The 21,859-nt window shown below is 73.0% G+C and carries 22 protein-coding genes; 3 read left to right on the forward strand and 19 right to left on the reverse strand.

The window, feature by feature from the left end:
- Window positions 1-34: 34 nt before the first annotated feature.
- The 8 genes from BM339_RS41740 to BM339_RS41775 all read right to left on the reverse strand — a co-directional run bounded on the left by BM339_RS41740 (window position 35) and on the right by BM339_RS41775 (window position 6,856).
- Window positions 35-238 carry a cold-shock protein gene (locus BM339_RS41740; RefSeq protein ID WP_021595010.1) on the reverse strand — a complete coding sequence of 68 codons (204 nt, stop codon included), beginning with the start codon at window positions 236-238 and terminating at the stop codon, window positions 35-37.
- Window positions 239-425: 187 nt separating this feature from the next.
- On the reverse strand, window positions 426-1,676 hold the full coding sequence (gene kynU / locus BM339_RS41745) for a kynureninase (RefSeq protein WP_218163897.1): 1,251 nt from the start codon (window positions 1,674-1,676) through the stop codon (window positions 426-428).
- Between the two features lie 11 nt (window positions 1,677-1,687).
- Window positions 1,688-2,767: an amidohydrolase family protein gene (locus BM339_RS41750; RefSeq protein ID WP_256255778.1), complete on the reverse strand. Its 1,080-nt coding sequence runs from the start codon at window positions 2,765-2,767 to the stop codon at window positions 1,688-1,690.
- Window positions 2,760-3,332, reverse strand: a complete 573-nt coding sequence (locus tag BM339_RS41755) for a 3-hydroxyanthranilate 3,4-dioxygenase (protein ID WP_021595013.1) — start codon at window positions 3,330-3,332, stop codon at window positions 2,760-2,762. Before BM339_RS41755 ends, BM339_RS41750 begins: the two co-directional genes overlap by 8 nt.
- Window positions 3,329-3,772 carry a RidA family protein gene (locus tag BM339_RS41760; RefSeq protein WP_075024428.1) on the reverse strand — a complete coding sequence of 148 codons (444 nt, stop codon included), beginning with the start codon at window positions 3,770-3,772 and terminating at the stop codon, window positions 3,329-3,331. Before BM339_RS41760 ends, BM339_RS41755 begins: the two co-directional genes overlap by 4 nt.
- Before the next feature lie 107 nt (window positions 3,773-3,879).
- The gene (locus BM339_RS41765; protein ID WP_075024429.1) at window positions 3,880-4,623 is read right to left on the reverse strand and encodes a 2-keto-4-pentenoate hydratase; all 744 of its coding nucleotides are present in this window, start codon (window positions 4,621-4,623) and stop codon (window positions 3,880-3,882) included.
- Window positions 4,623-5,408 carry a 2-keto-4-pentenoate hydratase gene (locus BM339_RS41770; protein WP_021595016.1) on the reverse strand — a complete coding sequence of 262 codons (786 nt, stop codon included), beginning with the start codon at window positions 5,406-5,408 and terminating at the stop codon, window positions 4,623-4,625. The genes BM339_RS41765 and BM339_RS41770 overlap by 1 nt, the downstream gene beginning before the upstream one ends.
- Before the next feature lie 11 nt (window positions 5,409-5,419).
- Complete coding sequence (locus BM339_RS41775) at window positions 5,420-6,856, reverse strand: 2-hydroxymuconic semialdehyde dehydrogenase (protein WP_083598474.1); 1,437 nt, start codon at window positions 6,854-6,856, stop codon at window positions 5,420-5,422.
- A 110-nt stretch (window positions 6,857-6,966) separates the two neighbouring features.
- On the opposite strand from BM339_RS41775, the gene BM339_RS41780 reads away from it, so the two are divergent.
- Window positions 6,967-7,908, forward strand: a complete 942-nt coding sequence (locus BM339_RS41780; protein ID WP_021595018.1) for a LysR substrate-binding domain-containing protein — start codon at window positions 6,967-6,969, stop codon at window positions 7,906-7,908.
- Here the strand turns inward: BM339_RS41780 and BM339_RS41785 are convergent.
- Window positions 7,883-8,743, reverse strand: coding sequence for an alpha/beta hydrolase (locus BM339_RS41785; RefSeq protein WP_075024431.1), 861 nt, complete (start codon window positions 8,741-8,743; stop codon window positions 7,883-7,885). The two genes, BM339_RS41780 and BM339_RS41785, sit on opposite strands and share 26 nt — an antisense overlap.
- Before the next feature lie 88 nt (window positions 8,744-8,831).
- Complete coding sequence (locus BM339_RS41790) at window positions 8,832-10,415, reverse strand: ABC-F family ATP-binding cassette domain-containing protein (protein WP_075024432.1); 1,584 nt, start codon at window positions 10,413-10,415, stop codon at window positions 8,832-8,834.
- Window positions 10,416-10,488: 73 nt separating this feature from the next.
- Between BM339_RS41790 and BM339_RS41795 the strand changes: the two genes are divergently transcribed.
- Window positions 10,489-11,154 carry a TetR/AcrR family transcriptional regulator gene (locus tag BM339_RS41795; RefSeq protein ID WP_256255779.1) on the forward strand — a complete coding sequence of 222 codons (666 nt, stop codon included), beginning with the start codon at window positions 10,489-10,491 and terminating at the stop codon, window positions 11,152-11,154.
- Here BM339_RS41795 and BM339_RS41800 read toward each other — a convergent pair.
- From BM339_RS41800 to BM339_RS41825, 6 genes are all read right to left on the reverse strand, one after another.
- Window positions 11,141-13,498, reverse strand: a complete 2,358-nt coding sequence (locus tag BM339_RS41800) for a penicillin acylase family protein (protein ID WP_075024434.1) — start codon at window positions 13,496-13,498, stop codon at window positions 11,141-11,143. The two genes, BM339_RS41795 and BM339_RS41800, sit on opposite strands and share 14 nt — an antisense overlap.
- Window positions 13,499-13,576: 78 nt before the next feature.
- Window positions 13,577-14,329, reverse strand: coding sequence for an amino acid ABC transporter ATP-binding protein (locus BM339_RS41805; RefSeq protein ID WP_033332065.1), 753 nt, complete (start codon window positions 14,327-14,329; stop codon window positions 13,577-13,579).
- Window positions 14,330-14,355: 26 nt separating this feature from the next.
- Complete coding sequence (locus BM339_RS41810) at window positions 14,356-15,294, reverse strand: amino acid ABC transporter permease (protein WP_021595024.1); 939 nt, start codon at window positions 15,292-15,294, stop codon at window positions 14,356-14,358.
- A 7-nt stretch (window positions 15,295-15,301) separates the two neighbouring features.
- Window positions 15,302-16,243 (reverse strand): ABC transporter substrate-binding protein, encoded by a 942-nt coding sequence (locus BM339_RS41815; protein ID WP_075024435.1) that lies wholly within the window; start codon window positions 16,241-16,243, stop codon window positions 15,302-15,304.
- The gene (locus BM339_RS41820) at window positions 16,240-17,049 is read right to left on the reverse strand and encodes a nitrilase-related carbon-nitrogen hydrolase (RefSeq protein WP_021595026.1); all 810 of its coding nucleotides are present in this window, start codon (window positions 17,047-17,049) and stop codon (window positions 16,240-16,242) included. The genes BM339_RS41815 and BM339_RS41820 overlap by 4 nt, the downstream gene beginning before the upstream one ends.
- Complete coding sequence (locus BM339_RS41825) at window positions 17,046-17,984, reverse strand: substrate-binding domain-containing protein (RefSeq protein WP_177287905.1); 939 nt, start codon at window positions 17,982-17,984, stop codon at window positions 17,046-17,048. The genes BM339_RS41820 and BM339_RS41825 overlap by 4 nt, the downstream gene beginning before the upstream one ends.
- A gap of 129 nt (window positions 17,985-18,113) precedes the next feature.
- On the opposite strand from BM339_RS41825, the gene BM339_RS41830 reads away from it, so the two are divergent.
- On the forward strand, window positions 18,114-19,448 hold the full coding sequence (locus tag BM339_RS41830; RefSeq protein WP_218163898.1) for an aminotransferase class I/II-fold pyridoxal phosphate-dependent enzyme: 1,335 nt from the start codon (window positions 18,114-18,116) through the stop codon (window positions 19,446-19,448).
- On the opposite strand, the gene BM339_RS41835 is transcribed toward BM339_RS41830, so the two are convergent.
- From BM339_RS41835 to BM339_RS41845, 3 genes are read right to left on the reverse strand one after another with little or no spacing between them, the layout of a single operon-like run.
- The gene (locus BM339_RS41835) at window positions 19,445-19,888 is read right to left on the reverse strand and encodes an NUDIX domain-containing protein (protein ID WP_075024437.1); all 444 of its coding nucleotides are present in this window, start codon (window positions 19,886-19,888) and stop codon (window positions 19,445-19,447) included. The two genes, BM339_RS41830 and BM339_RS41835, sit on opposite strands and share 4 nt — an antisense overlap.
- Complete coding sequence (locus tag BM339_RS41840; protein ID WP_075024438.1) at window positions 19,885-20,523, reverse strand: response regulator transcription factor; 639 nt, start codon at window positions 20,521-20,523, stop codon at window positions 19,885-19,887. Before BM339_RS41840 ends, BM339_RS41835 begins: the two co-directional genes overlap by 4 nt.
- Window positions 20,511-21,731, reverse strand: coding sequence for a sensor histidine kinase (locus BM339_RS41845; protein WP_075024439.1), 1,221 nt, complete (start codon window positions 21,729-21,731; stop codon window positions 20,511-20,513). The genes BM339_RS41840 and BM339_RS41845 overlap by 13 nt, the downstream gene beginning before the upstream one ends.
- Window positions 21,732-21,859 lie beyond the last annotated feature (128 nt).

Genomic DNA, 21,859 nt, shown 5'->3' on the forward strand with positions numbered 1-21,859 from the left:
GTCCCCGGCCCTCGGTGCGCTGATTCCGCCGCGGTTAGAGCGGGGAGACGTTCTCGGCCTGCGGACCCTTCTGGCCCTGCGTGATCTCGAACGCGACGCGCTGGTTCTCGTCAAGGCTGCGGTAGCCGTTGGTGGCGATCGCCGAGTAGTGGACGAACACGTCCGGGCCGCCGCCGTCGGGCGCGATGAACCCGAAGCCCTTTTCGGAGTTGAACCACTTCACGGTGCCTTCGGCCATGATCTTTCCTTCCGGATGGACGTCACCGGCCCGCCGGTCGGCGGGCCGGGCTGCAGCGGACTCCCTCACGCCCGCCGGTCACCCGGAGAAAACGCTTCGAGACTGCCTGGCTCCCGGCCGCGGCCGGACGCCATCGTGCAACACACCGAACCTACCCGATGCGGCCCGGGTTGGGGGAACCGACACCCTACGCAAGATCGGCGAGTGCCGCTGCGGCCCGGTGGCAGTCGTGGAAGGTGCAGTACAGCGGGACGGGCGCGAGCCGGACGATATCGGGCTCGCGGGCGTCGGCGATCACCCCGTGCCGGTCGGCGAGCGCGCGGACGAGGCCGCCCGCGCCGGCCACCCGCAGCGAGAGCTGGGCGCCCCGGGCCGCCGGATCGGCCGGCGTGATGGTCTCCAGGCCGGCCGCGCGCAGCCGGGACGCCAGGTAGCCGGTGAGGCGCTCGCTCTTGCCGCGCAGCGCCTCCATCCCGACCCGGTCGAAGATCTCCAGGGACGCCAGGACGGGCGCCAGCGCCATGATCGGCGGGTTGGACAGCTGCCAGGCGTCGGCGGACGCCGGCGGCGCGATGCCGGGGTCCATCCGGAACCGCACCGCCGGGTCGGTACCCCACCAGCCCTGCAGCTTCGGCACCGAGGCGTCCCGGACGTGCCGCTCGTGGACGAAGCATCCGGCGACCGCGCCCGGCCCGCCGTTGAGGTACTTGTAGGTGCACCACGCGGCGAAGTCGGCGTCCCAGTCGTGCAGCCGGAGGGGGACGTTCCCGGCGGCGTGCGCGAGGTCCCAGCCGACGACGGCGCCGGCGGCCCGGCCCGCCTTGGTGATCGCCGCCATGTCCATGAGCTGGCCGGTCAGGTAGTTGACGCCGCCGAGCAGGACCAGCGCGATCGTGTCGCCCTCGCGTTCGAGACGGGCGAGGACGTCCTCGGTGCGCAGGTTGTCCTCGCCGTCGCGGGGCCTCAGCCGCACGACCGTCGCGTCCGGGTCCAGCCCGTGGTGGACGGCCTGGCTGGCGACCGCGTACGAGTCGGACGGGAACGCGGTGTCCTCGATGACGATGCGGGTCCGCCTCCCGGCGGGCCGGTAGAAGCTCGCCATCAGCAGGTGCAGGTTGACGGTCAGCGAGTTCATCGCGACGACCTCGTGCGGCCGCGCGCCGACGAGCCGGGCCGCGGGTTCGCGGAGCAGCTCGTGGTAGTCCACCCACGGGCGGCGCCCCCGCGTGTGCGCCTCGACGGCGAGCCGCGCCCAGTCGTCCAGCTCCTCGCGGAGCCGTCCGGCCACGCTCCGCGGCTGGAGGCCGAGAGAGTTGCCGGCGAAGTAGGCGGCCTCCTCGTAGGTCCCGCCGGGCGCCGGCGGGACGAGGAACTCGCCGCGCAGCGTGGGCAGCGGGTCGGTCTCGTCGAGCCGCCGGGCCTCGTCCTCGTCGCTCACTGCGTCCTTCCTCACGGTGCGGTCCCGGCCACGGCCGGGTCCGCCGCGGCGGGGGCGGGCACGTCCGGCCGGGCGAAGAACGCCTGGGCGTTGCCGCCGAGGAGCCGCGCGCGGCCGGTGCCGTCCAGCCCGGGGCAGGCCCGGATCGCCGCGCCCGGCACCTCCTCGCCGAGCGGGAACGGGTAGTCGGTGCCGAGCATCACCCGGTCGGTGCCCATGACGTCGACGAGCAGCCGGAGCGCCCGCGGATCGAACACGGCCGAGTCGACGTGGAAGCGGCCGACGTACTCCGACGGCGGGCGCGGCGAGTCGGCGCGGACGATGTCGCGCCGGCGCCAGGCGTTGTCGGCCCGGCCGAGCAGGAACGCGAAGCTCCCGCCGCCGTGGCAGAAGCACAGCCGCAGCGACTCCGGGATGCGCTCGAACGCGCCGGACAGCATCAGCCCGAGGATGCTCAGCTGCGTCTCGGCGGGCATCCCGGACAGCCACGGCAGCATGTGGCCGCGCATCCGGTCGGCGCCGAGCATGTCCCAGGGGTGCGCCAGGACGGGCAGCCCGATCCGGGCGCAGTGCGCGAGGAACGCGGTGATCCCGTCGTCGTCGAGGTTGCGGGCGCCGACGTGGGTGCCGATGTGGACGCCGCGGTGCCCGGCCGCGGCGGCGCGGGTCGCGACGTCGCAGGCGAGGGCGGTGTCCTGGAGCGGGACCTGGCACAGCGGGAGCAGGCGGTCCGGCGCGTGCGCGCAGAGCGCCAGGATCCGCTCGTTGACCAGGTCGCACCAGTCGGCGGCGCGGGCCGGGGCGGCCGCGTAGCCGAACATCAGCGGGGTGGACGAGACGGCCTGCACGTCGACGCCGGCGGCGTCCATGTCGGCGACACGGCGCGCGGGGTCCCAGAGCGCCTCTTCGACGGGGCGGTACTCGTCGTCCCCGCTCATCATCATGCCGGTGCCGCCGCCGTCGACGCGCAGCCACGGCGCTCCCGCGCCGCCGAGCACGCGTCCCTCCTCCCGCGTGATGCGCGGGAAGGCATGGGCGTGGACGTCGACGACCCGCACCGGACCGCCATCGGGCACGGCGTGCTCAGACACGGGGCGCCGTGGTCGGGGTCATCGTCTGCGGCCACTTCTTGCCCGGGTGGATCGCGCCGCATTTGGGGCACTTGCGGTCGCTGCCGTAGAAGCCCTCGAACGCGGGCGGCAGGTCGTCCACGATCGAGCGGACCTGCAGTTCGGCGCGGTGGACGAGGTGGTGGCACTCGGTGCAGTACCACTCGAACGCCTCCTTCGTCCCTTCGGGGCGCGGGATCTCCACGACGAGGCCGATGGACCCGGCCTCGGGCCGCTGCGGCGAGTGCCGGACGTGCGGCGGCAGCAGGAAGACGTCGCCCTCGTTGATCTGCAGGTCGGTGGGCGGGCGGCCCTCCTCCTCCATGACGCGCAGCACCATGTTGCCCTTGAGCTGGTAGAAGAACTCCTCGATCGGGTCGTCGTGGAAGTCGGTGCGCTGGTTCGGGCCGCCGACCACCATGATGATCAGCCCGGCCTCGTCGAACACCTGGACGTTGCCGACCGGCGGCTTCAGCAGGTCGCGGTGTTCGTCGATCCAGGCCTCGAAATTGAAGGGGCGCCCGTACGAGAGCTGCGGCAGGGTCATGCTCCGGCCTCCTCACCGGTCGACGTTCCGAGGGGCATGTGCGCGACGCACGACATCTCGACGAGCAGATGCGGGTGCGGGAGTTGGTGGACGGCCACGGTCGTGCGGGCGGGACCGGTCTCGTCGAAGTACTCGCCGTAGACCTCGTTGTAGCCTCCGAAGTCGTTCATGCTCACCAGGTAGGCGGTGACGTTCACGACGTCGGACAGCCCGCCGCCGGCGGCCTCCAGCAGGTCCCGGATGTTCCCGATGACGGCGCGGGTCTGCTCCCGGATGTCGAGGTCGGTGACCCCCATCGGGTCGGCGCGCGCGCCGGCGAACGTGCCGTCGGGGCGGCGCGAGCTCGTCCCGGACACGAACACGAAGTCGCCCGCCCGCCGCACGTGCGGGAACCGGCCGCGCGGCCGGGCCTTGCCCTCGACGAGAATCGCGTCACCCATCCCAGTCCCCCGCGGGGGGCCGACCCCCCGCACCCCCCGGTTCGCTTCGCTCATCCCTGTCCCCTGCGGGGGGCCGACCCCCCGCACCCCCCGGTTCGCTTCGCTCATCAGGTGGTGACCTCCGCACTTCCGAGGCCCGCGCCGGTGACGCGGACGTGGGCGTCCTTCGGCAGCGGGACGGCGGCCGTCGCGGCGCCGGCGAGGACGATCCAGCCGGGTTCGAGCGCCATCCCGGCGCCGAGCGCGAGCCGCGCCGCCGCCCGCAGCGACCGCGCCGGGTCGCCGAGGATCGCGGCGGACGAGCCCGTCTGGACGGGGCGCCCGTCGATCTCCATGAGCAGCCCGGCGTTGGACACGTCGCGGGGCGGGTGCCAGGCCCCGAACCCGAACCGGGCCGCCGACGCGTTGTCGGCGACGACGTCCGGGAGCGTGAACTCGAAGCCGGTGTAGCGGGAGTCGAGCACCTCGAACCCGACCGCGACCCCGGCGACGGCGGACTCGACCTCGGCGGCGGAGCGGACCTCCCGCCCGATCAGGTAGGCGATCTCGGGCTCGATCCGGGGATGGATGAGGCGCGACACGTCCACCGACGACTCGGCCGTCATCCGGTCGGTGAGCAGGCCCCAGATGACGTCGTCCACGCCCATCTGGACCATCTTGGCGCGGCTGGTGAAGCCCATCTTCACCCCGGCGAGGCGCTCGCCCCGCCGGAGCCGCAGGTCGATGCCGGCGCGCTGCACCGCGTAGGCGGTCGCGACGTCGAGCGGCGTCCTCGCGGTGAGCTTCGGGATCGCCCTCACGTCACGGGCGGCCTCGTCCAGCGTCGCGGCCAGCGCGTGCACGTCCGCCATCACGAGTCCTCCTTGCCGAACGCGACGCGGACGTCGCCGAGCCCGTCGATGCGCGCCTCGAACACGTCGCCGGGGGCGGCCGGGACCACGGGGCCGAGCGCGCCGGTCAGCACGGTGTCGCCGGCGCGCAGCGGGCGGCCGACCTCGGCGAGGGTGTCGGCGAGCCACAGCGCCGCGTTCAGCGGATGGCCGAGGCAGGCGGCGCCGTTGCCGGTGGAGACCTGCTCGCCGCGCCGCTCCATCACCATCCCGCACAGCCGCAGGTCGACGCCGGTGAGCGGGACGGGGCGGTTGCCGAGGACGTACATGCCGGAGGAGGCGTTGTCGGCGACGGTGTCGGCGAGCGTGATGTCCCAGTCGCGGACGCGGCTGCCGACCACCTCGATGGCGGGCAGCGCGAACGCGGTCGCGCGGATCACGTCGGCGACGGTGTGCCGTTCGTGGGTCAGGTCCCGGTCGAGCACCAGCGCGACCTCGGCCTCGGCGCGCGGCTGCAGGACGGCGCCGGCGGGGATCTCCTCCCCGTCCGGAACGGCCATGTCGGCGAACAGCATGCCGAAGTCCGGGCTGTCCACCCCGATCTGCCGCTGCACCGCCCGCGACGTGAGGCCGATCTTGCGTCCGGCGAGGCGGCGGCCCTGTCCGAGCCAGCGTTCGGTGAGCCGGTCCTGGACGGCGTAGGCGTCGCCCGCGGCCGTGATCAGGTCGCGGACGGGCGCGCACGGGGTGCCGGTCGCGTAGGCGCCGAGGAGCCGGTCGGCGGCGGCGTCGATGTCGGTGGTCACGGGGCTCGCTCTCAGATCTGGACGCAGATGTTGACGGGTTCGGAGAAGAAGTCCAGGGAGTACTCTCCGCCTTCTCTGCCGATCCCGGACGCCTTGACACCGCCGAACGGCGTGCGCAGGTCTCGCAGGTTCCAGCAGTTCACCCAGACGATGCCCGTTTCGAGGCGCGGGGATACCCGGTGCGCCCTCGACAGGTCCCGTGTCCACACCGTGGACGCGAGCCCGTACGCGCTGTCGTTGGCGAGCGCGAGGGCCTCCTCCTCGGCGTCGAACGGCGCGAGGTGGCAGACCGGGCCGAAGATCTCCTCCTTCACCGTGCGGGCCGTCTCGGGGAGCCCGGTGAGGACGGTCGGCTCGACGTGGAAGCCGCCGTCGCGGGCGTCGCCGAACTCCGGCACGCCGCCGCCCGCGACGACCGTGGCGCCCTCCTCGCGGGCGAGCCGGTAGTACGACAGGACCTTGTCCCGGTGCTCCGCCGAGATCATCGGCCCGTAGCCGTCCAGCGCCCGGGCACGCTCACCGAGCCTTGCGGCGAACTCCTCGAAGACGGGCCGTTCGACGTAGACGCGCTCGGTGCAGAGGCAGATCTGGCCGGAGTGGGTGAAGGACGAGCGGACCGTTCCCTCCAGGGCCGCGTCGAGATCGGCGTCGGCGAAGACGAGCGCCGGGTTCTTGCCGCCGAGCTCGAACGAGACGGGCGTGACGTGGTCCGCGGCGTTGCGCATGATCGCGGCGCCGGTGGCCGACTCGCCGGTGAACGCGATCGCGTCCACGCCGGGATGGCCGGTGAGGAACTCGCCCGCCGCGCCCGCGCCGTGCCCGTGCACCAGGTTGAACGCGCCGTCCGGGAGCCCGGCCTCGTCGATGACCCGTGCGAGGAGGGTCGCGGTGGACGGGGTCTCCTCGGACGGCTTGGCGACGACGGCGTTCCCGGCCGCGAGCGCCGGCGCGACCTTCCAGGTGAGCAGGAGCAGGGGGAGGTTCCACGGCGAGATGACCGCGACCACGCCGAGCGGCTTGCGGACGGTGTAGTTGAGCGCCTCGCCCGTTCCGCCGCTCCACCCGGGGACCTGGGTCGTGTACGCCCGTTCGGGGCGCCCGTACAGCAGGTCGGCGTACGCGCGGAAGTTCCCGATCGCCCGCGGGACGTCGACGGTCGAGGCGAGGTCCCGCGGCTTGCCGGTGTCGGCGACCTCGGCGTCGACGAACTCCTCGAACCGCTCCTGGACGCCGTCGGCGATCCGCCGCAGCGCGGCGGCCCGGCCGCCGGTCCCCGCCGATCCCCACGCGCCCTTCAGCGCGGCCCGCGCGGCGGCCACCGCGTCGTCGACGACCTCCCGCGTCGCCTCGGGGACGGAGCCCAGCTCGGTGCCGTCCACCGGCGCGACGAGCGGGAAGGCCGGCCCGTCCGAACGGAACACCCCGCCGATGTAGTGCTCGGCCTTCATCCCAGCTCCTCCCCGATGCTCCGGCACCCCCGATCCTCTGCCCGCCCGGCTATGCCTGGCAAATACCAAACAACCTGGGAGCTATCACGAACTCGTGATAGTAAGGCGGCATGCGCGCGATCGATCTGCTCAACGGGCGGCTGAAGCTGCGGCACCTCGTCCTCGTGGTCGCCATCGCCGACCAGGGAAGCGTGCTGCGGGCCGCGGAGCACCTGCACCTGGCGCAGCCCGCGGTGACGCGGAGCCTGCGCGAGGTCGAGGGCATTCTCGGCGTCGACCTGTTCACGCGCGGCCCGCGCGGGGTGACGCCCACGATGTTCGGCGACGCGTTCGTCGAGCACGCCCGCGCCGTCCTGGCCGAGTTGCGCCGCGCCGGCGAGCGCATCACCGGGCTCGCGGACGGCGCGGTCGGCACCGTCGCCATCGGCACGCTGCTGGCCGGCTCCAACGTCCTGCTCCCCCGGGCGATCGCGGCGTTGAAGCAGGACAGGCCGGGCATCACCGTCATCGTCCAGGAGGCCACGTTCGACGCCCAGGTGCCGCGCCTGCTGGACGGCGAGATCGACCTCATCCTCGGCCGCCTCAATCCGATCGACGACCTGCGCGGCCTGCGCCAGATCACCCTCTACGGCGAGCCGGTCCGCCTCGTCGCCCGCCGCGGCCATCCGGCCCGGTCCCTCCCGGAGCCGGGCCTCGCCGACCTGCTCGCCTACCCGTGGGTGCTGCCCCTCGAGCAGACGGCGCTGCGCACCGAGCTGGAGCAGGTGTTCCGCGCCGAGGGCCTCGAACTGCCCGGGAACCTGGTCGAGTGCACGTCGGTCCTGACCGTCCGGACGCTGGTCCGCGACACCGACATGATCGCCGCGCTCCCCGAGCTCGTCGCCCGCACCGACGCCGACATCGCGCCGCTCCCGGTGCCGCTGGAGACCGTCCGCCGCCAGGTGGGGGTCACGCTGCCCGCGCACCGGGCGCCGACCCCGTCCGCCCGGCTCATGCTCGACCACCTGCGGCGCGAGGCCGCCGCGATCACACGGCGCGAACCAGGTCGATGAGCGCCTTGCCCGGCATGGACGCGGCGTCGGCCAGGTCGAGGACCACGTCGAAGTGGTCGCGCCCCGGCACGATCATCAGGTCGCCGGCGTCCCAGCGCGGATGGAACAGCCGCGACTGCGCCAGGAAGCCGTCCCCGTCGTGCTCGGCGGCCACGACGACGGCCGGGCACCGGTAGCGCGCCGGCAGCAGCGCCGGGCTGAGCGCCGCCGCCCGTTTTAGGTCGAGCCGGACGTGCTCGTTGACGTAGACGCGGGTGATCGGCCGGATGTCGAACAGCCCGCTGATCGGCATGGCGGCCTTCACGACGTCCTCGGGCAGCCCGAGCGGCGCCTGCCAGCCGCCGACCATCGCCATGCCGGTGAGGTGCCCGCCCGCCGAACTGCCCCCGACCACGATCCGCCGCGGGTCGAGCCCGTGCTCGCGCCCGTGGCGGTGGACCCAGGCGATGGACGCCCGCACCTGCCGGACGATCTCCTCCAGCGTCGCCGCCGGCGCGAGCGTGTAGTCGGGCACGACCGTCGCGACGCCCTGCTCGTAAAGCGTCCGCGCCATGAACGACGAGACGTCCCGCGACAGCGCCATCCAGTAGCCGCCGTGCAGGAACACGAACACGGGACGCGGTTCGTCACCGACTCCCCACACGTCGAGACGCTCGCCGCTGGCCTCGTCGTAGACGATCCCCCGATGCCCGGGAAGCCCTTCGACCGCCTGCTCGGACATCTCGCGATACCGCGCCATGTGCCTCTCGAACAGCTCGGGGCCCGCCTTCCGCCGCACGTTGTAGGCGACGTCCAGTTCCTCATCGGTGAGCCCGCTTCCCGGCCAGTCGTCCATTGCCGCACCCCTCCCCATCCCCCCGCAGCCTCCCGCCCGCCGCCGGAATGATCAAATACCCGTCCCGCCCCGGGCTATCACGGCCCGGTCATGGCTCCGTCCAGAGCGGGGCGGCGGACTCCAGGACAAGGCCGGCCGACGTGAAGATCAGGTAGCGGTCGAAGTCCGCGGCGAACCAGCGGTCGTGGGTGACGGCGAGGACGGTCCCCGAATAGGACGCCAGGCCCTCCTGGAGTGCCTCGGCGCTGGCGAGGTCGAGGTTGTCGGTGGGCTCGTCCAGCAGCAGCAGCGTCGCGCCGGACAGTTCCAGCAGCAGGATCTGGAGCCGGGCCTGCTGGCCTCCCGAGAGCGTCTCGAACGCGCGGGCGCCGGCGGGGGCCAGCTCGTAGCGGGCGAGCGCCGCCATCGCGTCGTTGCGGGTGAGCGCCTTCTCCGCCATGACGATGTCCGCGGGTGTGCGTCCGCGCAGGTCGGGGCGCGTGTGGGTCTGGACGAAGTGGCCGGGCACCACGCGGGCGCCCAGGTGGAAGGCGCCGCTGTGCGGGACGGGCTCTCCTGCGAGGAGGCGCAGGAACGTCGATTTGCCCGAGCCGTTCGATCCCAGTACCGCGACGCGTTCGCCGTACCAGATCTCCGTGTCGAAGGGCCGCGTCAGCTCGGCCAGTGCGAGCGAGTCGCAGACGACCGCTCGTTTGCCCGTGCGCCCGCCCTTCAGGCGGATCCTCACGTTCTGTTCCTTCGGGGCGCTCTGCGGGGGTCCTGCCTCTTCAAACCGTTGCAGCCGGGTGCGGGCGGCCTGGTAGGACGAGGCGAGCGCGTCGTTGTTGGTCGCACGCTGCCGGAGCGTATGGACGAGCCGCTTGAGACGAGCATGTTCCTCGTCCCAGCGGCGGCGCAGTTCGTGGAGGCGTTCGGTGCGTTCACGGCGCGCCTGGGCGTAGCCCGCGAATCCACCGCCGTGCACCCAGACGTCGCGCGGCTCCACGGTGACGATGCGGTCGGCCGTCTCGGCGAGCAGCCACCGGTCATGGGACACCAGCAGGACGGTCTTCCCCGTGGCGCGCAGTCTCCCGGCCAGCCACTCCTTGCCCGGCACGTCGAGGTAGTTGTCGGGCTCGTCCAGGAGGAGCACCTCGTCCGGGCCGCGCAGCAGCGCCTCCAGGACCAGGCGCTTCTGCTCGCCGCCGGAGAGGGTGGTCACTCCGCGGGCCTTCACCTCGTCGAACGGCAGCCCCAGCGCGGCCGTCGTGCAGGTGTCCCAGACGACCTCGATGTCGTATCCGCCCGCGTCCGTGTAGGCGGTGATGGCCTCCGCGTAGGCGAACTGGCTGCGCTCGTCGTCCCCCACGTCCCGCTCGGCCCGCGCCAGCTCGTCCGCCGCGGTCCGCACGCGTTCGGGCGCGACCGAGAGCAGCAGCTCGCCGACGGTGCGGTCATCGCGGATACCGCCGATGAACTGGCGCATCACGCCCAGGCCGCCGGTGCGGGTCACGGACCCGTCCGAGGGCCGGACGTCCCCCGCGATCAAGCGCAGGAGCGTCGTCTTCCCCGCGCCGTTCGGGCCGACGAGCGCCGCCTTGGCGCCCTCACCGACGCGGAAGGAGACGTCGTCCAGCAGGAGGCGCCCGTCGGGCAGCGCGTAGGTCAGGCGGCCCACTTCGACATGCCCCACGGGACCTCCCTCGCACAGTGTTCGATAACCAAATCATTGATCCGGTACTCGTCCAATGTACTACCCTGGGTCCGTGAACGAGAGCGTGTGGTTGCGCGAAGGCCGTCCCCGGCGGGAGGCGCCGCCGCTGACGCGGGAGCGCATCGTCGCCGAGGCCGTGGCGCTGCTGGACGAGGAGGGCGCCGGACGGCTGACGATGCGCCGGCTCGCCGAACGCCTGAACACCGGGTCGACCACCCTGTACTGGCACGTCGAGACCAAGGACGACGTGGTGGAACTGGCGCTCGACGCCGTCTTCGGCGACGTCCCCGTCCCCGCGCCGGGACCGGACTGGCGCGCCGATGTGGTCGCGCTGATGTCGGGCTGGCGGCGCGCGATGCTCGGCCATCCGTGGTCGGCGGCGGTCCTCGGCGGGCGCCCGCTCCTCGGCCCGAACGTCCTCGCCCGGACCGACTTCCTCTACGCGAGGCTCGCCGGCCTGGGGCTGAGCGGCGCGCGCCTGGCCACCGCCGCGTACTCGGTGGCCAACTACGTCATCGGCTCAGCGCTGATGGAGGTCGGCGCCCGCGGTCAGGACGCCGGCGGGGAGCAGGGCGCCGCAGAGTACCTCGCCCGCAACCGCGAGCTGTATCCGAGCCTCGCCGAACACGGCCATCTCAACGACGACGGCTGGGACGCCGCGTTCACCGAGGGGCTGAACTGCCTTCTCGACGGTCTCGGCCGGCTCAGTTCCCGCTGAGACCGATGACGTCCAGCCCGGGAGCCTTGCTGATCTCATCGGCGCAGAAGCGTTCGGTCACCCATGCCTTCCTTGAGAACAGGCGGGTCTGGTCGGCGTAGTGCGGGGAGGTGGGGTCGGCCGACTGGGAGTAGGTCAGCAGCGTCCGGGTGTCGGGGCAGGCGTCGCCGTCGAAGGAGACGACCTGGACGTAGCTGGAGCCGGTCGTGACCTCGGTGTAGCCCTTCCCCGGCGTCCACGGCGCCTCGATCTTGTTGAGGATGCCGAGGTCCTCCGTGCCGCCGCCGAGCGGGATCCGCTCACCGTTGCGGACGACGTACTGGTGGTCGCCCAGCGGAGCGTCGAGCGGCATGCCGGACGACTTCAGCTCGGCGACGGCGTCCAGGAGGGCCTTGCGCGCCGCCCAGGAACCGGTGTTGAAGTCGCGGGGCGTGCCGACCGGGTCGGACGCGTCGAAGGGGGTCTTCCACAGGTCCCAGGCGTCGGTGGCCCTGCGCCAGTAGCGGTCGAAGAGCATGGCTCCGCGGCTGCCGGCGTCGGCCGTCCCGTCCCACTTGGCGAGGATGTCGCACGGCTCGCCGAGGCGCATGTCGCGGCACATGGCCACCGTGCCGGACGCCGCGAGCTCGCCCGCGTGGTTCCGGTCGGCGAAGACGAGGCTCTGCATATCGGCGCGCGTGAAGCGGCCCTCGGCGAGCTGGTCCCGGACGGCGACCAGGCCGCTGCGGGTGCGGAGCGAGCGGGCGGCCTTCTCGTCGCCGATGATCCGGTCGTAGCCGGTGAGCGGTTCGCCCGGATTCGACAGCCAGTAGCTGTCGTTGGAGTTGGTGACGTAGTCGGCGCGGGTCAGCACCGGGTAGCGGCCGGGGTCGAGGATGCCCGGCTGGACGGTGCCCGGGGCCCTGCCGGGGGCGCAGGACGATCTGGTCCCGTCCAGGATCGCCAGGCCGCCCTGCCGGAAGGTCAGGTGGCCGAGCAGGGTGTTGCAGCGGTCCGCGAACTCGTCGGTGACGTTCGGCAGGACCTGGATCTGGGCGAAGAGCGCCTTGCCGCGCGAGTCGGCGGCGATGGTGTTCACCCACGGCAGCCCCTGGGTCCCCTTCAGCGCGCGGACGGCGTCATCGGTGGTGCGCGCCTTGCCCAGCGCGAGCGAGGTGTTGGCGAGGCGCAGGTTCGTGGCGTTCGGATCTGTGATCGCGTAGGCGTTCCAGGTCGTCCAGGGCAGGTCGATGGACGACACGGACGTGACGATCGGTCCGTACCGCGTGCGCCACTGCGTGGTGGTGACGGGCTTGAGCGAACCGTCGGGCTGCTTGGCCTGGACGGTGACCCGTTGCCGGGTCATCTTCTCCCTCTTGCCGTCGACGAGGTAGGACGTCGGGTCGCCCGGTACCAGGCGCAGTTCGGTGAGCGTGAAGGGGACGCCCGTCGCGACGGTGTGGCTCCAGGCGAACGTCGAGGTGTGGCCGATGTTGACCGAGGGCGCGCCGAGGAGGGCGCCGCCGCTCACGTCCAGCTCGCCGGGGATCGTCTGGTGCGTCTGCCAGAAGCGGCGCCCGTTGTGCCAGGGATAGTGCGGGTTGCCGAGGAGGAGGCCCCGGCCGTTCGCCGTGGCGCCGCCGCCCACGGCGATGGCGTTGCTGCCCATGCCGGCGTCCGCCATGAGGTTCCGGGCCCCCTCGGCGGCCTTCTCAGGCGGCTGCGTCGAGGGCTTCACCGCGTTCTCCGCGGGCGGCTCGGCCCTGGTGATCTGGTCGGTCACCATGCCCGAGCCGCCGAGCATCGCCAGCGCGTAGCCGCGGCGGTAGACGTCCTTTTCGGTGACCGGCCGCAGCCACCGGGCTCCCTTGCAGGCCGGGTCGGTGATCTCGCCCTCGCGCAGGAACCGGTTGAAGCCCGCCGCCCAGCCCCGGCTGAGCCGCCGCACGTCCTCGGTGGGTCCGTACGGGGCGGGCGCCGCCGCCAGCCGCTCGACGATCCCGCTGTCGTTGACGGCGGTGAAGAACGCGTCGCTGGCCAGGTTGGTGGACGCCGAGGACAGCGACCCGTCCGGCCGCTCCGAGGGCCCGAAGTACCTGGAGCGTTCCCCGCGCAGGGTGACGACGCCCTGCGCGATGAGGCACGCGTTGTCCTTCGCCGCCGCGTACCCGGTGCCGTACCCGAGACCGGCATAGTCCTTGGCGGTGATGTGCGGGATGCCGTACTCGGTGTAGCGGATCGTCGCGGACATGCCTCGTCCGCCGACGGTCGCGGCGGACGCTGCACCTGGGGTCAGGAGGGCGACGGGGATCAGCAGGGCGGCGGCCAGGGCGGCTCCCGCCACCGGCGATGCGGTGCGCGGCATCGGGGCTCCTTGATCACAGAGGCCCCGCAAAGCTGACATATGCCAGCGGTCCTGGCAAGGTCCGGTCCCGGTCAGGGCCTAGAGGACCTTGCTCAGAAACGCCTTCGTCCGCTCGTTGGTGGGGTTGTCCAGGATGTCGGAGGGACGGCCCGACTCGACGATCACGCCGCCGTCCATGAAGACGACGCGGTCGGCGACCTCGCGGGCGAAGCCGATCTCGTGCGTGACGACGATCATGGTGAGGCCCTCCTCGGCGAGGGTCTTCATGGTGTCCAGGACGTCCCCGACCAGCTCGGGATCCAGCGCCGAGGTCGGCTCGTCGAACAGCATCAGCTTCGGCCGCATGGCGAGGGCGCGGGCGATCGCGACGCGCTGCTGCTGGCCGCCGGACAGGTGCCGGGGGTAGCTGCCCGACTTGTCGGCGAGGCCGACCTTGGCGAGCAGCTCGCCGGCCCGCGCCCGGGCCTCGGCGCGAGGCTCGCCGCGCACGCCGGTGGGCGCCTCGATCACGTTCTGCAGCACGGTCAGGTGCGGGAACAGGTTGAACTGCTGGAACACCATGCCGATCTCGCGGCGCTGCCGGGTGATGGCGCGCTTGCGCAGGTGCCGGACCCTGCCGCCGGCGGCGGTGAAGCCGATCAGCTCGCCGTCGACGTGGACGGAGCCCCCGTCGATGGTCTCCAGGTGGTTCACGCAGCGCAGGAACGTCGACTTGCCCGACCCGGACGGCCCGAGCACCACCACGACCTCGCCGGGGCTCACGTCGAGGTCGACGCCCTTCAGCACCTCCAGGTGCCCGAACTTCTTGCGGACGTTGCGCGCCCGCACCATCGGCACGGACTCCTTCACAGCGGCGGTCACGGCGACACCTCCGGGGCGGGGCGGCGGCGCCGCATCAGGACGAAGTCCCAGAAGCCCTGCCGGGCGTTGCGGGTCGCGCCGCGCGAGTAGTGGTGCTCGATGAACGACTGCCCGACGTACAGGATCGAGGTGATCACCAGGTACCAGAGGCAGGCGACGAGCAGCAGCGGGATGGTCTGGAACGTCCGGTTGTAGATCGACTGGACGGTGTAGAGCAGGTCGGCCAGCGCGATCACGCTGACCAGCGAGGTGGCCTTCAGCATGTTGATCACCTGGCTGCCGGTCGGCGGGATGATGAACCGCATCGCCTGCGGCAGCACGATCCGCCGGAAGGTGCGGGCGCCGCCCATGCCGAGCGCCTGCGCCGCCTCGGTCTGGCCGGGGTCGACGGCCAGCAGGCCACCGCGGATGATCTCCGCCATGTAGGCGGCCTCGTTCAGGCCGAGGCCGAGGATGGCCGCGATCAGCGGGGTGATGAGGTGGTTGGTGTCGCCGTGCAGGAACTCCGGCCCGAACGGGATGCCGACCGAAAGCCGCGGCATGAGCGCCGACAGGTTGTACCAGATGACGAGCTGCACGAGGACGGGCACGCCGCGGAAGAACCACACGTACAGGCCGCAGGCGGTGCGCAGGAGCGGGTTGTCGGACAGCCGCCCGACCGCGAGCAGGACACCGCCCGCGATCCCGACCGCCATCGCGATGACGGTCAGCTCGATCGTGATGGCGATGCCGTCGCCGATGATCGAGGCGTTCATGTAGCGGCCGACGACGTCCCACTGAAAGTTGTCGTTGGTCCACAGCAGGTGCGCGAACTGGACGGCCAGGACGAGCACGACGAGCGAGGCGACCCACCGCAGTGGGTGCCGGACGTGGGCGGCGCCCGCCACGTCGACGTCGGCGACGGTGTCGCGGGACTGCTCCTTGGTCAGGGTCACGTCCGGTTCACCCCTCTCTGGGCGCCAGGTTCACGCCCGGCTTGTCCAGCATGTTGGAGGCCAGGCCCCACTTGGTCATGACCTTCTTGTAGGTGCCGTTCTCGATGAGCTTGCGGAACCCTTCGAGGAGAACGTCCCGTAGCGGCGAGTCCTTGGCGACCACCGAGCCCTGGTACAGGTCGTCGAACCCGTTGGGCTTGCCGGTCCCGGCCAGTTCGAGGTCGTCGCCCGACTGCTTGACGAAGTAGCTGAGCGGCGCCTGCGAGGAGAAGAACCCGTCGGCCCGGTGCGACCGGACCGCGAGGATCGCGGTCGGCTGGTCCTTGTAGGACTGCACCTCCACGGCGGGCTTGCCCTCCTGGACGCACTTGGCGGACTGCTTCTTGACGACGTCCTCGGCCGAGCCGCCCGCCATCACGGAGATCTTCGTCCCGCACGTGTCGGTGATCGAGTTGATGTGCTTGGGGTTGCCCTTCAGGACGGCGAACACGACGAACTCGCGGACCCAGTCGACGAAGTCGTTGGCGGCCTCGCGCTCGGGGAAGTCGCCGACCGGGCCCATCGCGAAGTCGTACCGGCCGGCCTTGATCCCGGTGAGCAGGCTGGGCAGCCCGTCCACGGTGACGTGCTCGATCTTGACGCCGAGCAGCTGGCTCAGCGCCGTCGTCAGGTCGGCGGACGCGCCGCTCAGCGACCGCCCGTCCGAACCCGCGATCTCGTAGGGCGGGAACGACCCGTTGTTGACCGACACCAGCCTGCCCGACGCCTTGGTCTTCGCGGGCAGCCGGTCGTGCAGCCCGCGGTCGAGGGTCTGGCGGAGCTGGGCCTCGTCGACGCCCTGCGACGACTTGCCGTTCAGGATGCCCTCCGCCTCCGGCGGGTTCGCCCCGCACCCGGCGGTCCCCGCGAGCAGGGCCGCCGCGGACAGGGCGGCGATGGCGCGTCTCATGCGGACTCCTCTACGGGACGGATGGACGGGTCGACGCGGAACCGGCGGTTGGCGAGCACGGGCAGCCGGCCGCGGGCGTCGGCGAGCTCGTCCCGGTCGGCGATGGCCCAGAGCAGGCCGGGACGCTCGCCCAGCCGGTCGCGGACGATGCCGAGCGGGTCGACGACCATGCTCGATCCGATGTTGCGGCGGCCGCACTCGCCGGAGGCCGCGACGTAGCAGGTGTTCTCCAGCGCGCGGGCGGTCACCATGACCTGCCAGTGCCATTCCTTGGCGGGGCCGCGCACCCAGGCCGCCGGCACGGCGAGCACCTGCGCTCCCGCGTCGACCAGCAGCCTGGCCATCTCCGGGAATCGTACGTCGTAGCAGGTCATGAGTCCGACGCGCCAGCCGGCGCAGTCGAGGACGACGGGCTCGCCGTCGCCGGGCGTCACCCGGTCCGACTCGCGCGCCCCGAACGCGTCGTACAGGTGCACCTTGCGGTAGACGGCGGCCAGCTCGCCGTCCCGGACGGCGACGAGGGTGTTGAAGACCTTGCCGTCCCCGGCCGGTTCGTGGACGCCGGCGACGACCGTCGTCCGCGAACCCTCGGTGTGGGCGCGCAGGCCGGTCACGAACGGGCCGTCCAGCGGCTGCGCCGCCCCGGCGATCCGCTCCGGCTCGTCGATGAACAGGGCGAGGGAGTCCTCGGGGAGGACCAGCAGATCCGCCCCGCCCTCGACCGCCTCGTCGATCAGCCCCATGCAGGTCTTGAGATTGGTCTGCCAGTCCTCGGTGGAGGCGAACTGGCCCACGGCGATCCTCATCCGAAGAGCTCCTCGGCCTTGATCGGGCGGGGCGCGATGCCCTGCTCGTGCAGTTCCGCGCAGAACGCGGAGGTCATGGCGGCGTTGGCCGCGGTCCCGTAGGGCATCCAGTCGGGACCGAAGATCCGCGCCTGCTGCTCCAGCTCGTCCAGGAGCCAGGGCGTGGTGTCGGCGAGCAGCCGCCGGCGCTCCAGCCACATCCGCTTGGACTCCTCGAACGCGTCCTGGAGCGATTCGGGGAGCCAGGGGTGCTCGTCCACGACCTCGCGTTTGAGGGCGAGGAGGTGGATCCCGGGGACGAAGCCCGTCCGACCGAAGTACGCCGCCTCGGCGCCGCGGTAGTCCCCGTACAGGTGGCGGAACCGGCCGCGGGCGGTAAACATCTCCGGCGGCATGAACGGCGTGAAGATCGCGTCGAACGTCCCGTCGGCGAGCCCGTCGACGAGGGCGGTCTCCGCGACCCGTGCGTTGCCGGGCAGCGGGCGGGGGCCGACGCGGTCCTTGCCGGTCTCGCCGGTCGTCAGGGGTCCGATCCGCCACTGGACGGCGGACAGGTCGACGCCCTCGGCCCGCAGCAGCGCCCGCGTCCAGGTGTTGCCGGAGTCGGGCCAGCCGGTGAGGCCGATCGTCGCGCCCGCGAGCTCCCGCGGCGAGGTGAGCGGGCTGTCCCGGCGGACCAGCACGCAGCGCTGCCGGAAGCCGCGCATCAGGAAGACCGGCAGGCCGACGAGGCGGTCGTCGCCGCCGGCGCGGCCGAGGGCGTACCGGCTGAAGGACGTCTCGCCGCCGTGCAGGCCCGGCTCGGCGAGGACGTCGGGGGTGATGTCCCGGGTCTCGATCTCCAGGGCCGCCCCGCGGGCGCGCGCCCGGCCGGTCAGCAGCGGGACGACATGGTCCCAGTCCCGCACCGCCAGGCGTATCCGTGGAATCGGCACGACGCTCCATTTCCGCATGTGGGAGGGGTTTCGAAGGCGCCTCGGGGGCGACGCGTCCCGACTCTAGGGTCTGTTTGTAGCCAGTACAATGGGGCTTTTGTTACTGCACAAAACTTGGCGGAGGGGTTCGTGATCGACGCGCCATGGCTGGCCGAGCGCATCGGCGACCGGACGGCCCGGGGCATCGCCGCCGCGCTGACGAGCCTGATCCGCAGCGGGGAGATCCCGGCGGGCACCCGGCTGCCGACCGTCCGGGGCCTCGCGGCCGAGCTCGGGGTCAGCCCCGGCACCGTCGCCGACGCCTGGACGACGCTGCGCCGGCACCGCGTCGTCAGCGCGCAGCGGCGCCGCGGCACGGTGGTGATCGGCCCGCCCAACGTCCCGCATCCGGCCCGGTACGAGCGGATCGGCGAGTTCGGCACCCGGCTCGCGATCGACCTCGCCGTCGCCGCGCCCGACCCGGCCCTGCTGCCGCCCCTCGACGCGGCGCTCGCCGCCGGGGCGCGCACCGCGAACCTGAACGACTACACCCGCGAGACGATCACGCCCGCGCTGCGCGCGGCGGTCGAGCCCGGCTGGCCGTTCCCCGCACCCGGCCTGCTGACCGCCGGAGGCGGCTACGAGGGCGTCCAGCTCCTCTGCCAGACGGTCGCCGTCCCCGGTGACCGGATCGCCGTCGAGGACCCGACCGGCGCCCGCCTGCTGGACATCCTGGAGGCGCAGGGAGCGGAGATCGTCCCGGTCGCCTGCGACGCCGAGGGCCCCGTGCCGGACTCCCTCGCCGAGGCCCTCGCGTCCAGGCCCGCGGCGTTCGTCTACCAGCCGCGCGCGCACACCCCCCGCGGGCACGCGCTGACCGCCGGCCGCGCCGCCGACCTCGCCGCGCTCCTCGCCCGCGTCACCACGCTCGTGATCGAGGACGACGGCACCGGCGAGGTGTCCGCCTCCCCCGCCGTCAGCGTCGGGACGCACCTGCCGGAGCGCACCGTCCTCGTCCGCTCGTACTCCAAGTCGCACGGGCCCGACCTGCGCATCGCCGTGATCGGCGGCGCGGCCGAGCCGGTCGAGCGGGTCCGGGTGCTGCGCAGCTTCGGCACCGGCTGGACGAGCCGCATCCTGCAGGACGCCCTGGCGTACCTGCTGGCCGACGCGGCCACCCGCGAGGTCGTCGCCCATGCCCGCCGCACCTACGCCGAGCGCCGCGACGCGCTGGCCTCCGCGCTCGCCGAACGCGGCGTCGCGACCGGCAACCGCGACGGCCTGATGCTGTGGGTTCCCGTCGCGGACGAGTCCGGCGCCCTGGTCACGCTGGCCGCGCACGGTGTCGCCGCCGCGCCGGGCAGCCGCTACCAGGTCGTCCCGTCCGCGCCGCACCTGCGGATCGCGACGAGCCGCCTGCACGACACCCCGATCCCGATCCCGGAGCTGGCCGACCTGGTCGCGCTGGCCGCCCGCCCCAGCTAGGGAAGGAGGCCGGGCAGGTCGTCCGCGTACTCGCTCAGGTAGACGGCGAGGGTCTCGGGGATGAGGTCGATCTCCGCGAGACCGGCGGGCGTGCACGGGACGAGGTCGACGTCGTAGCGGCCCTTGGCCGGGTCGTCGAACTCGGGGCCGTGCCTGCGGGACAGGTCCATCGTCTCCAGGCGGCACACGTAGAAGGTGTTCAGGCGGTGCACTTCGGGGCTCTGCTCGCCGCACGCGAACACCTGGCGGAGCGGCCCCGCGGTCGCACCGAGCTCCTCGTCCAGCTCCCGGCGCAGGGCGGCCTCCGGGCTCGCGTCGGTGGGCTCGATCTTGCCGCCCGGCGTCGTCCAGTAGACGGGACGGTCCGGACGGGTGCGGCGCAGCAGCACCAGCGCGTCGCCGTCCAGGAGGAGGGCGCGGACGGCCCGGCGGACCCTCATGGGTTCAGGTAGGCGAGGACCGCGAGGACGCGGCGGTGCCCGCTGTCGGACGGCGGCAGCCCGAGCTTGGCGAAGATCGCGCCGATGTGCTTGCTGACCGACCGCTCGGTGATGACGAGGGTGGTCGCGATCGTGGCGTTGCCGAGGCCCTGCGCCATCAGACCGAGCACCTCGTGCTCGCGCGGGGTGAGCGCCTGGAGGGGGTCGTGGCGCGACGTCATCAGCTGGGAGACGACCTCGGGGTCGAGGGCGGTGCCGCCCGCGGCGACGCGGGACAGGGCGTCCAGGAACTCGTCGACGCGGCTGACGCGGTCCTTGAGAAGGTATCCGACGCCGCCGGCGCCGCCCGCGAGCAGCTCGGCGGCGTAGGTCTCCTCGACGTACTGCGACAGGACCAGGACCGGCAGGTCCGGCAGCCTCTTGCGGGCCTCGATCGCCGCGCGCAGCCCCTCGTCCCGGAACCCGGGCGGGAGCCGGACGTCGAGGACGGCGGCGTCCGGGCGGTGCTCCAGCAGCGCGGGCAGCACGTCCTGCCCGGTGGCGGCGGCCGCGACGACCTCGTGGCCGTCGGATTCGAGCAGCATGACGAGGCCCTCGCGGAGCAGGGCGTTGTCCTCCGCGATCACGATCCGCACGGCAGCTCCACCTCGAGCGTCGTCCCTTCCCCGTCGGGGCTGTCGAGGCGGGTCGTCCCGTCGAGCGCCGCCACCCGGCGGCGGATGCCCGCGAGGCCGCTGCCGCGGTCCGGGTCGGCCCCGCCCTTGCCATCATCCCGCACGCTGATCGTCAGCCGGCCGGGTTCGCGGCGGACCGCGACCCGGCCGTACCGGGCGCCGCTGTGCTTGGCGATGTTGGTGAGGGCCTCGGCCACGACGAAGTAGGCGGCGGCCTCGACGGCGGCGGGCGCCCGGCCGTCCTCGACGTCCATCTCGACGGGGATCGGCTGCCCGGCGGCGAGCGCGCGCAGCGCCCCGGCCAGGCCCCGGTCGGACAGGATCGGCGGGTAGATGCCGCGGATCACCGTCCGCAGCTGGGTGAGCGCCTCCTCGATGCCCTCCCGGGCCTCCAGGAACAGCGCCCGCGCGGCCTCCGGGTCGCCGTCGAAGCGGCGGTCGGCGAGCCCGAGCCGCAACGCGGCGGCGACGAGCTGGGCCTGCGTGCCGTCGTGCAGGTCGCGCTCGATGCGGCGCAGCTCGGCGCCGTGCGCCTCCAGGGCCTCGGCGCGGGTCTCGGTCAGCTCCTCGACCCGCTCGGCGAGGCTCGTGCGGCGGGTCGGGGACAGCAGGGCCTCGGCGAGCCGCGCCTGCCAGCGGACGAGCCGCGGCACCAGCCACAGCAGGACGGCGAGATCGAAGGCGCCCTGGAGGAAGGGCATCGTCAGCGCCTTCGGCCAGCTGTCCAGCGTGATGAACGCCGACTGGGAGCCCTCCGGCGCCGCCCACCACCACAGGGGCAGCGACAGCGTGAACGGGATCGACGGCCAGATCCCCACCGCGATCATCGCCGTCCCGAGGGCGGTGACGCCGTGGAGCGCCAGCCAGGCCACGTCCCGCCAGGTGGACGGCGACCGCAGCAGCCGGCGCGCCTCGGCCAGGCCCTCCCCACGGGATGGCGGGTACGGCTCGGGGATCTCGCGCCCCAGGACGCGGCCGGCGCGGCGCCGCTCCGCGCTCGCCAGCGCCCGCAGCGGCTTCACGGCCGACGGAAGCGAGGGCAGGGCGATCGGAAGCAGCGCCAGGACGGCCGCCAGCGGGACGAGCCCGGCCAGCGCGGGGAGGCCGGTGCGCAGCGCGCGCACCAGCTCCGCGGTCGCGTCCGCGCTGCGTCTCAGAGCCCCGTCCATGTCACCTCGCAGGACACCGTAAGGGACGCCGGGGCACCGCGCACCCGGGCCTGCACCCATGCCGTGGTGTAGCCCGCTACACCACCGATTCGGTAGTGCGGTGCAATGTGCCCGGCCCCCTCCGGAAC

The sequence above is a fragment of the Actinomadura madurae genome (assembly GCF_900115095.1).
GTDB lineage: Bacteria > Actinomycetota > Actinomycetes > Streptosporangiales > Streptosporangiaceae > Spirillospora > Spirillospora madurae.